Raw genomic sequence first — 14,046 nt, forward strand, 5'->3', positions numbered from 1 at the left:
CGGTGGATGTGAGGAGAGACGGTTACGGGCTCGCCGGCTCCAGGGCGATCGCGTTACGCCTGGCGCAGGCGCGCAGCCAACCAAGCACGCCCGCGCTCATCGAGAACTCGTAGCTCTCGCCGCCTTCCGGCTTGAGGCTCACGAGCGGCGCCGCCTCCAGCGCGGCCAGCAGCCGACCTCCCGCTTGCGGGAAAATTCCGATTTCGTCGCTGCCCTGAGCCTGCATCGTCACTTGCGGGAACGGCGTCTTGCCGACGGCGAGGCTCGCCTCGACCGGCTTGTTCTCCGGCAGCTTCAGACTGGAGTCCTTCACCATCATCGAGACGCCGCGCAGCCGGCTCGCCATCAGGAAGATGCCGAGCCGCCGCGCATCGGGCTCGCTCCCGGTGGCATAGTGGCGGCGGATCATGCAGACGAAGATCGTGCCGTCGCCGTTGCGCAGCTCGGACGCGTCCCAGCCTTCGATCTTCTGCTTGTCCTCGATCCCCGCCGGCCCCGCTTGTGTCGGCTTCGCCGGCGCGACCTTCGCCGAGCGCGGCCGCGGCACGGGAAGATCCGGCGCATGGGGATCGGTCGCGCGGTCGAGCGCGATGTCGAAGGTCGCCGCGCATGATGTCAGCCACGCCAGCGCTTCGGCCGGCAGGTCGATCGTGACAGCGCCGGTGTCGAGGCCAGCCCCATCCGCGCGCAGCGTCACCTTGGCTGCACGTCCCAGCGCCGCGGCGGCGGCCTTGGCATCGCCCGGATGGAAGGCGAAGGCAGGACCGACATTGAACGCGACCGCAGGGAATGCCCGCCCGTCGATGACGATCTCCGCCTGGTCATCGAGCACGCGCTCGCGCGGCAGGCCGTCGTCATTGACCGCGAACACCAGCCCCGCGCCACGGCTGACATTGACGGAGAAGCGCGTATCGACCGTGCCGTCGCCCGATTTGCGCGGCCGCCGCGCGACCATCACGCATTGCCGGACCTTGCCGTCGGGACCTGCCTGCGGCAGCCCGCTCCAGTAGCCCTGCTCGAAGCGCACCTGCTGACCGGCCACCGGCTTCGGCGGCGCCGCGTCCGCTGAACGGGCGCCCATCGCCAGCATGGCGACCAGCGCAATGAGACCTCCGCGAATGATCGTCATCGTCCTCATGCCCCGTGTCTCTCAACGAGCAGTTGGACGCAGCAGCCGGGAACCGGGTTCATCTGCATGATGCCTGGCCGATCGATCCAAAATTTGGATTGATCGATACAGGCTTCGGCTTGGACCCCGCCCCGTTCCGTCCTCTAGGACAGTTGTTGAGGAACGTTTAAGAGAGGTCGTGCGCATGAGCGCAATTGTAACTACGGCAGAATTGCGCCGCTCGCGCGTGCGGCTGTTCATCGTGACCATGCTGTTCCTGGTCACCACCGTGAACTACGCAGATCGCGCCACGCTCTCGATCGCGGGCCCCGCGCTCTCCAAGGATCTGCATCTCGATCCCGTCGCGATGGGCTATGTGTTCTCCGCCTTCGGCTGGTCCTATGTGCTGGCGCAGGTGCCGGGCGGCTGGCTGCTCGATCGCTTCGGCTCGCGCTGGGTCTATGCCTGCAGCATCGTGATCTGGTCGATTTTCACCATGATGCAGGGCTGGATCGGCTTCTTCTCCGGCGGCGCGGCCATCGTCGCGCTGTTCGCGCTGCGCTTCCTGGTCGGCCTTGCCGAGGCGCCAAGCTTCCCGGCGAATGCGCGCATCGTCGCTGCCTGGTTTCCGAGCAACGAGCGCGGCACGGCGTCGGCCTTCTTCAACTCCGGGCAATATTTCGCGACCGTGATCTTCGCGCCGCTGATGGGCTGGATCGCGCATGAGTTCGGCTGGCGCCACGTCTTCACCGTGATGGGCGCTCTCGGCATCATCATGGGCCTGGTCTGGATCAAGACCATGTACGGCCCGAAGGAGCACCCCGGCGTCAACGAAACCGAGCTCGACTACATCAAGCAGGGCGGCGCGCTGGTCGACATGGAGGGCGCCAAGGACGAGACTACGGACGGCAAGGCCCAGGGCGGACCGACCTGGTCGCATATCGGACAGTTGCTCTCGAACCGCATGATGCTCGGCGTCTATATCGGCCAGTACTGCATCAACACGCTGACCTACTTCTTCCTGACCTGGTTTCCGGTCTATCTCGTCAAGGAGCGCGGCCTGTCGATCCTGCAGGCGGGCTTCGTCGCCACGCTGCCGGCGCTGTGCGGCTTCATCGGCGGCGTGCTCGGCGGCTTCATCTCCGATGCCATCCTGCGCAAGACCGGCTCGCTGACGCTGGCGCGCAAGATCCCGATCGTCGGCGGCATGCTGCTGTCGATGGCGATCATCGGCTGCAACTATGTCGACGGCCAGGCGCTGGTGGTCGCGCTGATGGCGCTCGCCTTCTTCGGCAAGGGCATCGGCGCGCTCGGCTGGGCGGTCGTCTCCGACACCTCGCCCAAGGAGGCCGGTGGCGTCTCCGGCGGCCTGTTCAACACCTTCGGCAACCTCTCCAGCATCACCACCCCGATCGTGATCGGCTACATCCTGTCGGCCACCGGCTCCTTCAACGGCGCGCTGGTGTTCGTCGGCCTCAACGCTTTGGTCGCAGCTTTCGCCTATCTCTTCATCGTTGGCCGCATCCAGCGCGTCCAACTCCGAGCCTCCTGAGCACCACGCCCCTTGCGTGGCCTCAAACTCGAACGGCGGCCTCAGGCCGCCGTTTTTTTTGCGCCGTTTCTGGTCCACGAAGCCTGCCGCAAAGACGGTGCGCTCCCCTCCCCCTTGCGGGGAGGGGTCAGGGGTGGGGGTCCCGGGCGCAGACCGGCGTAGAGTTCACAGGCCCGAAAAGCCATGCGGCAGACGCAGCTCTCACCGACGCTCTCCGTCCTAACTACTGGCGTCATTGCGAGCGAAGCGAAGCAATCCAGGGCCCAGCAAACGACTCTGGATTGCTTCGCTTCGCTCGCAATGACGCGGTGAGGCCGTTGACATGAACAACCAGTATCGCTCGAGGGCAGTAGTTCAGTTCTCCTCACGTCGAGCGGAATTCGTGGACCCCCCACCCCCGACCCCTCCCCGCAAGGGGGAGGGGAGTCGACCGACATCGGAGTCAATTCTGTAAAACACAATCTTCTTGCTATTTTTCGGAAATCATGTTTATCTCCCCGCATCCCGCCTCACTGCAGTAGGGGCGTAGCGCGCGATCGTCACGACACGCGAGGCGGGATGCGGTGGCCGCGAGAGATCGCAGCGTCCTCAGTCACGAGGGCGCGGACGAACGATCTGTTGCGGACGTGAAGTCGCAGCGTCCTGATACCCCGAAGCTGGTATCAAGCCGCGATGGCACTGACGTGCCGCGTGGCGATGGTGGCCAACAAGCCGGCGCACCAGGGAGACTGCGTATAAACGTAAAGACCATCGCGCAGGGAATGCCGGTGTGTTTCGGCTTTGCCTGTGGTACCTGCCGCCTGCATTCTTTCACGCAGGCGGGCCATGGGTGAGGCTGTCACCCGGCATTCCCTGCGCCCTCTGCACCGTTTGCGAGGGACGGACTGATCGCATGGCTCGGGCATGATGTGCCGCGAGACCGCGAGGACGTGTGCTCACCAATCATCTGCTATTTGAACCGTAAATCCGCGACGCCCTCCGGCGTCGTCCCGGACAAGCATCGACGCGCGTCAGCGCGGCGATGCGCCGATCCGGGACCCATACGCCGCAGCAGGCGTGTTGGGCAAAAAGCCGATGACCAGCCTGCCTCAAGCCGCTCCCTTGGGGGTATGGGTCCCGGCTTTCGCCTGGACGACGATGGTCGGTGCTGATGCGTTTAGGCCCATCTGACAGCGTCGATCGCGCTGCCGTAGGGTGGGCAAAGACGCGCACGCGGCACGGCCGCGGGCGCGGCGTGCCCACCATCGGCATTAGACGGGGCGCGCGCGGTGGGCACGGCGCGCGCACCACTTTTGTGCTCGGCAGCAGTCGTGCCGCGCCTTTGCCCACCCTACGGCACCGCGTTCCCCTCGTCCCCAATCAATGCTAACAACCTCACACCACCTGCCCGATCCATACCCCGGAAGCATCGATGTTCGATCTCAACCAGCTGCGCTGCTTCGTTACCGTGGCCGAGGAGCTGCATTTCGGCCGCGCGGCCGTCCGGCTGAACATGACGCAGCCGCCGCTGTCGCGGCAGATCCAGGTGCTGGAGCACATCATCGATGCCGCGCTGCTCGAGCGCACCAGCCGCTCGGTGAAGCTGACGCCGGCGGGACGCAGCTTCCTGCCCGAGGCGCGGCGCATCCTGAAGATGGCCGAGAGCGCGGCGCAGGTCGCGCAGCGCATCGCCAGCGGCAAGAGCGGCTCGCTGAAGATCGGCTTCACCGCGGCCGCGGCCTATGGCTTCCTGCCCGAGCTCGTCGCCGCCTGCCGCACCGAATTGCCCGAAGCTGACCTGTCGCTGAAGGAGATGGTGTCGGGCGACCAGATCGAGGCGCTGGCCTCCGGCCAGATCGATGCCGGCCTGCTGCGGCCGCCGATCGCCCGGCCCGAATTCGCCACTCGCCGCGTCGTCGCCGAGCCGCTCTGCGCCGCATTGCCGCGCCGGCATCGCCTGGCTTCGGCCGAGACCGTGTCGATCCGCGACTTCGACGGCCAGCCCTTCATCATGTATTCCCAGACCGAGGCGCGCTACTTCCACGATCTCCTGGTGTCGCAATTCATGCGTTCCGAGGTGCTGCCGCGCTACGTGCAGCATCTCAGCCAGATCCACTCGATCCTCGCGATGGTGCGCGCCGGGCTGGGGCTCGCCATCGTGCCGGAGGCGGCCACCAACCTGAAGATCGCCGACGTCCGGCTGCGGCCGCTGAAGCTGCGCAATCCCATGCCGGCCGAGCTGTTCCTGGTCTGGCGGCGCGACCACGACAATCCGCTACTGCCGGCGCTGATCGATCTCGCGGGCCGTCTCGCAGCCCTGCAGCAGCCGGAGGATTGATGCCGGCACAGCATCAATCAATACCGTGATTGGCTTGGACCGGCATTGAACTTGGTCCTACGAAACCCGCGATGAGGACGCGCGCTGGTGGAGCCCGCCGTGCCGTTCCCCGGAACATTCGTGAAGGACCGCGCGATGAGCAAGATGACACCCCAGGACATGGCTGCGAAGATCGGCAGCGGCCTGCTCTCCTTCCCCGTGACGCCGTTCAAGGCTGACTACTCCTTCGACGAGGCCACCTATCGCGCCAACATGGATTGGCTGTGCGGCTATGAGGTCGCGGGCCTGTTCGCCGCCGGCGGCACCGGCGAGTTCTTCTCGCTGACGGCAGCCGAGGTGCCCGAGGTGGTGCGCGTCGCCGTCGACGAGACGCGCGGCCGCGTGCCCGTGCTGGCCGGCACCGGCTATGGCACCGCCATCGCGCGCGAGATCGCAATTGGTGCCGAGAAGGCCGGCGCCGACGGCCTGCTGCTGCTGCCGCCCTATCTGATGCATGCCGAGCAGGAGGGCCTCGCCGCCCATGTCGAGGCGATCTGCAAGTCGGTCAAGATCGGCGTCATCGTCTACAATCGGGACAACGCGATCCTGCAGCCGGACACCCTGGCGCGGCTGTGCGAGCGCTGCCCGAACCTGGTCGGCTACAAGGACGGCATCGGCGACATCGAGCTGATGACCCGCGTCTACAGCAAGATGGGCGACCGCCTCACCTATATCGGCGGCCTGCCGACCGCCGAGACCTTCGCCCTGCCCTATCTCGACATGGGCGTGACCACCTACTCCTCGGCGGTGTTCAACTTCGTGCCGGAGTTCGCGACGAACTTCTATGCCGCAGTGCGCAAGCGCGACCACGCCGCGATCCACGCCGGATTGAAGGATTTCATTTTGCCGCTGATCGCGATACGCAACCGCAAGAAGGGCTACGCGGTCTCGATCATCAAGGCCGGCATGAAGGTGATCGGCCGCGATTCCGGCCCGGTCCGCCTGCCGCTGACGGACCTCACCGAGGCCGAGATGGCCGAGCTCACCGCGCTGGTGAAGGCGCTGCCGGGCGCCGCTTCGGCGCAGCAGGCGGCGGAGTAAACAGGACGGCTGTCGCCGCAGCGGCAGCCTTCCCCCTCATCCTGAGGAGCTTGCATCAGCAAGCGTCTCGAAGGATGAGGCCGCAGTCGGGGCCTCATGGTTCGAGACGCCCGCCAAGTGGCGGGCTCCTCACCATGAGGGGACGCTCAAACGAGAGACGACGAAGGAGGAGCATGATGAGTCACGAAGCCAGCAGCACAGGAATCTCCGGCGCGCCGGTCGTCACCGGCATGGAGGTCATTCCGGTCGGCGGCCGTGACAGCATGCTGCTCAATCTCTCGGGCGCGCATGGGCCGTTCTTCACCCGCAACCTCGTCATCCTCACCGATAATTCCGGCCACACCGGCGTCGGCGAAGTGCCGGGCGGCGAGAAGATCCGGCAGACGCTGGAGGATGCGAAGAGCCTGATCGTGGGACGGAGCATCGGCGCCTGCAACACCATCCTCGCGACGATGCGCACCACCTTCGCCGACCGCGACGCCGGCGGCCGCGGCAAGCAGACGTTCGATCTGCGCGTGATGATCCACGCGGTCACGGCCGTCGAATCCGCGTTGCTCGATCTCCTGGGACAACATCTCGGCCTGCCGGTGGCGGCGTTGCTCGGCGAGGGCCAGCAGCGCAAATCGGTCGAGGCGCTCGGCTATCTCTTCTTCGTCGGCGACCGCAAGAAGACTGACCTGCCCTACGCCACCGGCGAAGGCGAGCGTGAGGGCTGGTATACGCTGCGACATCAGGAGGCGATGACGCCCGAAGCTGTCGTGCGGCTCGCCGAGGCCACCCACGACGCCTACGGCTTCGCCGACTTCAAGCTGAAGGGCGGCGTGCTCCAGGGCGAAGCCGAAATCGAGGCAGTGACCGCGATCGCCAAGCGCTTCCCGCAGGCGCGCGTCACGCTCGATCCGAACGGCGCCTGGTCGCTGGATGAGGCGATCCGGCTGTGCAAGGACATGCACGGCATCCTCGCTTATGCCGAGGATCCCTGCGGCGCCGAGGCCGGCTTTTCGGGGCGAGAGATCATGGCCGAATTCCGCCGCGCCACCGGCCTGCCGACCGCGACCAACATGATCGCCACCGACTGGCGGCAGCTCAGCCATGCGCTGCGGCTCGGCGCGGTCGACATCCCCCTCGCCGATCCCCATTTCTGGACCATGCAGGGCTCGGTGCGCGTCGCCCAGACCTGCAAGGACAATGGCCTGACCTGGGGCTCACACTCCAACAACCATTTCGACATTTCGCTGGCAATGTTCACCCATGTCGCCGCTGCAGCGCCCGGCAAGGTGACCGCGATCGACACCCACTGGATCTGGCAGGACGGCCAGGCGCTGACCAAACAGCCACTGCAGATCAAGGGCGGCCAGATCGCGGTGCCCGAGCAACCCGGGCTCGGCATCGAAGTTGACCGCGGCGCCATCGAAAAGGCTCATGAACTTTACAAGAGCCACGGGCTCGGCGCACGAGACGACGCCGTCGCGATGCAGTATCTGATCCCCGGCTGGACCTTCGACGACAAGCGGCCCTGCCTCGTGCGGTGATAGACGTAATCGGCTAGATTGTGCCAGCACAGTCGCGCAAGCCTGGAGAGTTTTGAATGAACGCGATCCTCAAGAATTTCATTGCCGGCGAGTGGGTCGACGGCAGCGGGGTCACCCGCAACATCAACCCGTCCAACACCAACGATATCGTCGGCGAATACGCCAAGGCCGACAAGGCGCAAACCGAGAAGGCGATCGCCGCCGCCAAGGCCGCCTTCCCCGCCTGGTCGCGCTCGACGCCGCAGGAGCGCTATGACGCGCTGAACAAGATCTCGGCGGAGATCCTGTCGCGCAAGGAAGAACTCGGCCGCCTGCTGGCGCGCGAGGAAGGCAAGACCCTCCCGGAGGGCATCGGCGAGGTCGCCCGTGCCGGCCAGATCTTCGCATTCTTCGCCGGCGAGGCGCTGCGCCTGACGGGCGAGAAGGGCGCCTCGGTGCGTCCCGGCCTGGACGTCGAGGTCACCCGCGAGGCGGTCGGCGTCGTCGGCATGATCACGCCTTGGAATTTCCCGATCGCCATCCCCGCCTGGAAGATCGCCCCCGCGCTCTGCTACGGCAACACCGTGGTGTTCAAGCCGGCCGAACTGGTGCCGGGCTCGGCGCATGCGCTCTCCGAAATCATCGCGCGCTCCGGCATTCCGGCTGGCGTGTTCAACCTCGTCGTCGGCTCCGGCTCGGTGGTCGGCCAGACTCTGCTCGAGCACCCTGATGTCGCCGCGATCTCCTTCACGGGATCGGTCGGCACCGGACGCAAGATCGCGCAGGCCTGCGTGCTGTCGAACCCGATGAAGAAGTTCCAGCTCGAGATGGGCGGCAAGAATCCGCTGGTCGTGCTCGATGACGCCGACGTCAAGGTCGCCGTCGAAGCCGCCGCCAACGGCGCCTATTTCTCGACCGGCCAGCGCTGCACGGCCTCGTCGCGCCTGATCGTCACCGAAGGGATCCACGACAAGTTCGTCGAGGCGCTGACCGAGCGTCTGAAGGGCCTCGTTGTCGACGACGCCGTCAAGCAGGGCACGCATATCGGCCCGGTGGTCGACGGCAACCAGCTCGAGCAGGACCAGCGTTATCTCAAGATCGGCCAGGACGAAGGCGCCAAGCTGGCCTGGGGCGGCGAGCTGCTCAACCGTGAGAGCCCCGGCTTCTACATGCAGCCGGCGCTGTTCACCGAAGCTAACAACAACATGCGCATCGCGCGTGAGGAGATCTTTGGACCGGTGGCCTGCGTCATCCGCGCCAAGAACTACGACGAGGCGCTGGCGATCTCCAACGACACCGAGTTCGGCCTCGCCGCCGGCGTCTGCACCACCAGCCTGAAATACGCCTCGCACTTCAAGCGCAACAGCGAAGCCGGCATGGTGATGGTCAACCTTCCGACCGCGGGCGTCGACTACCACGTCCCGTTCGGCGGCCGGAAGGGCTCGAGCTACGGCGCCCGCGAGCAGGGCTCCTACGCGCGCGAGTTCTACACCACGGTGAAGACGGCCTACACCTTCCCGGTGTGAGCCTGGCGATCGTGAACTAACAGCCGGGCCGCATCCGCGGTCCACTCCCTCTCCCCGTTCTTCACGGGGAGAGGGCTGGGGTGAGAGGCAGCCACACGGATAGTCTCCCTGGTGCGACCTGCCCCTCACCCGGATTGCATCTGACGATGCAATCCGACCTCTCCCTTCGGGAGAGGTGAAGAGAGACCTGTAGGGTGGGCAAAGGCGCGAAGCGCCGTGCCCACCGACAGTCGAGCGAATGAAAGAATGAAAGACGGTGGGCACGCTTCGCTTTGCCCACCCTACGAGTTGAGGGAACGGAGCCAGCATGAACCAGCAGGTCGTGAACCAGGAGCCGCGGGTCATCAAGCTCAACGCGCGCGACAACGTCGCGATCGTGGTCAACGATTTCGGCCTGCCTGCCGGCACCAAGCTTGCTGACGGCCTGACGCTGAAGGCCTTCGTGCCGCAGGGCCACAAGACCGCGCTGGTCGACATTCCCGAAGGCGCCCCCATCATGCGCTACGGCGAGATCATCGGCACTGCCAAGTCCCCAATCGCCGCCGGCGAGTGGGTCGACGAAGCCCGCATCGACATGCCCGAGGCCCCTGCCCTCGACCAGCTCGAAATCTCCACTGCCGTCCCGGCGCCGCTGCCACCGCTCGAAGGCTACACGTTCGAAGGCTATCGCAACGCCGACGGCTCAGTCGGCACCCGCAACGTACTGGGCATCTCCACGTCAGTGCAATGCGTCAAGGGCACGCTGGAATACGCGATCAAGCGCATCAAGAGCGAACTGCTGCCGAAGTACCCTGGTGTCGACGACGTCGTCGCGCTCACCCACGCCTACGGCTGCGGCGTTGCGATCACGGCGCCGGATGCCGTGGTGCCGATCCGCACCTTGCAGAATCTCGCGCTCAACCCGAATTTCGGCGGCGAGATCCTGGTCGTCGGCCTCGGCTGCGAGAAGCTCGCGCCGGAGCGGCTGCTGCCGGAAGGCACTGAACATTCCATCGTGCGCATGCAGGACGAGGCCTTCGACGGCTTCGGCGCCATCGTCGACGCGATCATGACCCAGGCCGATCGCCGCCTCGCCGAGCTCAACAAGCGCACCCGCGAGACCTGCCCCGCCTCCGACCTCGTCATCGGCCTGCAATGCGGCGGCAGCGACGCGTTCTCCGGCGTCACCGCCAATCCCGCAGTCGGCTTCGCCGCCGACCTCTTGGTGCGCGCCGGCGCGACCGTGATGTTCTCGGAAGTCACAGAAGTTCGCGATGCGATCCAGCTGCTCACCCGCCGCGCCATCAACGAGGAGGTCGGCCGCGCGCTGATCCGCGAGATGGATTGGTACGACGCCTATCTCGCCCGCGGCGGCGCCGATCGCAGCGCCAACACCACGCCGGGCAACAAGAAGGGCGGGCTCGCCAACATCGTCGAGAAGTCGCTCGGCTCGATCGTCAAGTCCGGCTCGGGCCCGATCCATGGCGTGCTGGCGCCGGGCGAGAAGGCCAAGCAGAAGGGCATGCTGTTCGCGGCGACGCCGGCCTCCGACTTCATCTGCGGCACCTTGCAGCTCGCCTCGGGCATGACCTTGCAGGTGTTCACCACAGGCCGCGGCACGCCCTATGGCCTCGCGGCCGCGCCCGTCATCAAGGTCGCGACCCGCACCGAGCTGGCGCGGCGCTGGAAAGATTTGATCGACTTCGACGCCGGCCGCATCGCCACCGGCGAGATGACCATCGAGGAGACCGGCTGGGAGCTGTTCAAGCTGATCCTCGACGTCGCCTCCGGCCGCACCAAGCCGTGGTCGGACCGGTGGGGCATTCACAACGACCTGACCTTGTTCAATCCCGCGCCGGTGACTTGAGGAGGAGCTCGCTCACCCCGCCATGATTGTTGCGTCGCGCAGACCCATCCCCGTCACTGCGAGCGCAGCGACGTGTCCGCCGAAGCCCATCGGGCGAAGGCGGAAGCAATCCAGAGTCCCGCCCACCATCCTGGATTGCTTCGCTACGCTCGCAATGACGCGTATGCTGAGGCGGCGAGCCTAGACAACAAAGACCCGGGAGGAAGAGCCAGATGCCCAGCTTCAGCCGCTTCGCCGCGATGGCCATAGCAGCCCTCCTCTTCTCCACTGGCCCTTCCCGCGCCGACGACTCCATCCCTAACGTCCCGCGCGAGCTTCTCGAAGACATCGCGACCGGCAGCCGCGTGCTCGCCGATCTCGGCGTGGTCGACGCGTTTGGCCATGTCAGCGCGCGTCACCCGACGAATCCGAAGCACTTCCTGATGGCTCGTTCCGTCGCGCCGGCGCAGGTCACGGCCGCCGACATCATGGAGTTCGACGAGAACGGCGAGCCGGTCGATGCCAGGAATCGCGCCGTCTTCCTCGAGCGCTTCATCCATGCCGAGGTCTACAAGGCCCGTCCCGACGTCAATGCCGTGGTGCATACGCATTCGCCGGGCGTGGTGCCGTTCAGCGTCAGCCGCACGCCGTTGAAACCGCTCTATCACAACGCCGCCTTCCTCGGTGAGGGCGCGCCCGTGTGGGACATCGGCAAGGAGTTCGGCGCCACCGACATGCTGGTGCGCAACAACGCGATCGGCAAGTCGCTCGCGGCCGCGCTCGGCGACAAGGCCGTCGTGCTGATGCGCGGCCATGGCGACGTCACGGTCGGACCCGCGGTACAGGCCGCCGTGTTCCGCGCCTACTACACCGACGTCAATGCGCGGCTGCAGGCGCAGGCCATCGGCCTTGGCTCGGACGTCACCTATCTCAGCGCGGAGGAAGCCGCGAAGGCCGACGGCGTCAACATGGTGATCATGGATCGCGCCTGGGCGCTGTGGAAACAGAAGGTGCAGCCGGGGAAATAGTCGAGAGCGATGACGCCGCAGGCCAGACGACATCCGATCGATCCGGGGCAGCCCGACAGAGCTCGCCCCGGACTTGTTCGCGATGTGGGTCCAGTCCTACACCGCGCCTTCCGTCTCGACATACAGCGCGTACAGCGAATGCGACGCCGCCATGTAGAGCCGGTTGTTCTTCGGCCCGCCGAATGTCAGGTTGGCGCACCGCTCCGGCAGCCGAATGAAGCCGATCGGCTTGCCTTGCGGGTTGAACACCATCACGCCGTCGAGGTCCTCCGACTTGGCCTTGAGCGGAAAAACCTTGTGGCCGTTGACCTCGACCGGCTCGGACGCCAGCGCGCCGTTCGAGCCCCAGCCGCACCAGAGATTGCCGTCGCGATCGACGCGGAAGCCGTCGAGCGAGCCCTGGTCGGCCGCATCGATCAGCTTCACCTTGTTGCCCACAGTGCCGTCGGCATTGACGTCGTAGCTCCAGATGCTGCGGTTCGGCGTGCCCTTCCACTCCACGACATAGAGCTTCTTCTCGTCCGGCGAGAACGCGAGCCCGTTGGGATTGACGAGATCGGTGATCACAGCCGCCAGCTTGCCGTCGGTGCCGATCCGGAACACGTTGGTGTTGGCCTGCTCGGACTTGGCCTTGAAGCCCTCCCAATTGCCGTTGATGCCGAACAGCGGATCGGTGAACCAGACCGTGTCATCGGACTTCACGACGATGTCGTTCGGCGCATTCAGCCGCTTGCCCTCGAAGCTGTCGGCGAGCACGGTGACGGTGCCGTTCTTCTCGGTGCGGGTGATACGGCGCGTCACCGAATGCTCGCAGCTCACCAGCCGCCCCTGACGATCACGGGCGTTGCCGTTGGCGTAGTTGGCCGGGCTGCGGAAGACGGTGAAGCTGCCGTCCTTCTCGCTGTACTTCATGATCCGGTTGTTCGGGATATCACTGAGCAGCAGGTAGCCTTCATCCGGAAAGTAGGCCGGCCCCTCCGCCCAGCGCATGCCGCTGGCGACCTGCTCGACGGTCGAGCTGTACAGCCGGTACTTGGCGAAGCTCGGATCGAGGATCTCGATCGCGGGATCGGGATAGCGCTGGTTGGGCTTGAAGGCGAAGGATTGCGCTCTCGCCGGACCGGAGATCGCAAGCGCCGCTCCGCTCAGCGCGGCCGACAGAATGCCGCGACGCGACAATGTCATCAGTTTCCTCCATGGAGATCTTGTGTTGGGCCGTGGACGGGCCAGATCCTTCCCATAGAAGCTGGATGGGGAACTTTCCATTGCTTTTGCGGTATCGATCGGCGCCGGCGCGAAGCAGCCCCCCAGATCAAAGCGCATACCGCGCATTCCGTCCGCGGACCTCTTTTTGCCGCAAAGTCGACACATCGCTTGACCGCTGCGCAGACATGATTCCTCCCAGGCTCACCCCGCGGATGCCCTTGCGTTTTCCTCGCCTCGTCGTCCTGGCGCTCGGCCTCGGCCTGGGCACGCCGTGCATCGCCCAGCAGCCGCTGCCGGTGACGAGCTCGCCCGAGGAACGGCCCGACATCGATCTCTACGCGCTGATGTCCGGCAGTTGCCGCACGGCGAAGGTCGACGGCCGCGAATTTCCCTGCAAGACCGTGGCGTTCTTCCATAGCGAGAAGGGCCGCGCGCATTTCACAGTCGCCCTCGACGATCCCAACGACGAGAGCCACATCATCGCGTTCTCCGGCATCAACGGCCGTCGGTCGATCCAGAACGTCTACGAGCTGCCGATCGACCGCATGCTGCTGAATTCGAAGCACCGCCCGAAGGTCGACGGCATTCCTGTGCCAGCCACACAGAGCTCGTCGGGCCTGTGCCGGCAGGTCGGCAATTTCGCCATGCTCAAGGTGACGAGCGTGACCTGCTCGGCCAAGGACGACACCGGCCGCGCCTATGAGCTCCAGTTCATCTCGGATGGCACGCCGATCACCCTGCGCCGGGTGCGACAGACCATGACCAACGCCGAGCATGACCCCTACCAATAATGGGCCGCTCGGGGCGACCGCCTCTGTTTGCGCGCCCCGCTCCAGATGCAGAAAAACTTTCGATCCCGTTGAACGTGTGCCCGTCCACCCCGACCTATCGGC

Annotated in this window: 10 protein-coding genes; 8 read left to right on the plus strand and 2 right to left on the minus strand. The window is 65.9% G+C overall.

The window, feature by feature from the left end; genetic code table 11:
- Positions 1-22: 22 nt before the first annotated feature.
- Complete coding sequence (locus BRAD285_RS26255) at positions 23-1,129, minus strand: hypothetical protein (RefSeq protein WP_035648904.1); 1,107 nt, start codon at positions 1,127-1,129, stop codon at positions 23-25.
- Positions 1,130-1,313: 184 nt separating this feature from the next.
- Between BRAD285_RS26255 and BRAD285_RS26260 the strand changes: the two genes are divergently transcribed.
- From BRAD285_RS26260 to BRAD285_RS26295, 7 genes are all read left to right on the plus strand, one after another.
- Positions 1,314-2,660, plus strand: coding sequence for an MFS transporter (locus tag BRAD285_RS26260; RefSeq protein WP_035648902.1), 1,347 nt, complete (start codon positions 1,314-1,316; stop codon positions 2,658-2,660).
- A 1,411-nt stretch (positions 2,661-4,071) separates the two neighbouring features.
- Positions 4,072-4,977 carry a LysR substrate-binding domain-containing protein gene (locus BRAD285_RS26270; protein WP_006615459.1) on the plus strand — a complete coding sequence of 302 codons (906 nt, stop codon included), beginning with the start codon at positions 4,072-4,074 and terminating at the stop codon, positions 4,975-4,977.
- A 135-nt stretch (positions 4,978-5,112) separates the two neighbouring features.
- Positions 5,113-6,057, plus strand: a complete 945-nt coding sequence (kdgD, locus tag BRAD285_RS26275) for a 5-dehydro-4-deoxyglucarate dehydratase (RefSeq protein ID WP_006615458.1) — start codon at positions 5,113-5,115, stop codon at positions 6,055-6,057.
- Between the two features lie 176 nt (positions 6,058-6,233).
- Positions 6,234-7,589 (plus strand): glucarate dehydratase, encoded by a 1,356-nt coding sequence (gene gudD / locus BRAD285_RS26280; RefSeq protein WP_006615457.1) that lies wholly within the window; start codon positions 6,234-6,236, stop codon positions 7,587-7,589.
- Between the two features lie 56 nt (positions 7,590-7,645).
- Positions 7,646-9,094 carry an aldehyde dehydrogenase family protein gene (locus BRAD285_RS26285; protein WP_006615456.1) on the plus strand — a complete coding sequence of 483 codons (1,449 nt, stop codon included), beginning with the start codon at positions 7,646-7,648 and terminating at the stop codon, positions 9,092-9,094.
- 307 nt (positions 9,095-9,401) lie between these two features.
- Positions 9,402-10,940, plus strand: coding sequence for a galactarate dehydratase (gene garD / locus BRAD285_RS26290; RefSeq protein WP_006609445.1), 1,539 nt, complete (start codon positions 9,402-9,404; stop codon positions 10,938-10,940).
- 344 nt (positions 10,941-11,284) lie between these two features.
- Entirely contained in the window at positions 11,285-11,947 is a 663-nt protein-coding gene (locus BRAD285_RS26295) for a class II aldolase/adducin family protein (RefSeq protein WP_006609446.1), read from the plus strand.
- 96 nt (positions 11,948-12,043) lie between these two features.
- Here the strand turns inward: BRAD285_RS26295 and BRAD285_RS26300 are convergent, their stop codons facing one another.
- Positions 12,044-13,132, minus strand: coding sequence for an SMP-30/gluconolactonase/LRE family protein (locus BRAD285_RS26300; RefSeq protein WP_006609447.1), 1,089 nt, complete (start codon positions 13,130-13,132; stop codon positions 12,044-12,046).
- Between the two features lie 233 nt (positions 13,133-13,365).
- Between BRAD285_RS26300 and BRAD285_RS26305 the strand changes: the two genes are divergently transcribed.
- Positions 13,366-13,944, plus strand: a complete 579-nt coding sequence (locus BRAD285_RS26305; RefSeq protein WP_006609448.1) for a hypothetical protein — start codon at positions 13,366-13,368, stop codon at positions 13,942-13,944.
- Positions 13,945-14,046: the final 102 nt, after the last annotated feature.

Origin of the sequence: Bradyrhizobium sp. ORS 285, from assembly GCF_900176205.1 — a bacterium.
Classification (GTDB): Bacteria; Pseudomonadota; Alphaproteobacteria; order Rhizobiales; family Xanthobacteraceae; genus Bradyrhizobium.

Coding starts and splice junctions, on each gene's coding strand:
- BRAD285_RS26255 (WP_035648904.1), bottom strand. CDS start 1,129: ATGACGATCATTCGCGGAGGTCTCATTGCGCTGGTCGCCATGCTGGCG.
- BRAD285_RS26260 (WP_035648902.1), top strand. CDS start 1,314: ATGAGCGCAATTGTAACTACGGCAGAATTGCGCCGCTCGCGCGTGCGG.
- BRAD285_RS26270 (WP_006615459.1), top strand. CDS start 4,072: ATGTTCGATCTCAACCAGCTGCGCTGCTTCGTTACCGTGGCCGAGGAG.
- kdgD (WP_006615458.1), top strand. CDS start 5,113: ATGAGCAAGATGACACCCCAGGACATGGCTGCGAAGATCGGCAGCGGC.
- gudD (WP_006615457.1), top strand. CDS start 6,234: ATGAGTCACGAAGCCAGCAGCACAGGAATCTCCGGCGCGCCGGTCGTC.
- BRAD285_RS26285 (WP_006615456.1), top strand. CDS start 7,646: ATGAACGCGATCCTCAAGAATTTCATTGCCGGCGAGTGGGTCGACGGC.
- garD (WP_006609445.1), top strand. CDS start 9,402: ATGAACCAGCAGGTCGTGAACCAGGAGCCGCGGGTCATCAAGCTCAAC.
- BRAD285_RS26300 (WP_006609447.1), bottom strand. CDS start 13,132: ATGACATTGTCGCGTCGCGGCATTCTGTCGGCCGCGCTGAGCGGAGCG.
- BRAD285_RS26305 (WP_006609448.1), top strand. CDS start 13,366: ATGCCCTTGCGTTTTCCTCGCCTCGTCGTCCTGGCGCTCGGCCTCGGC.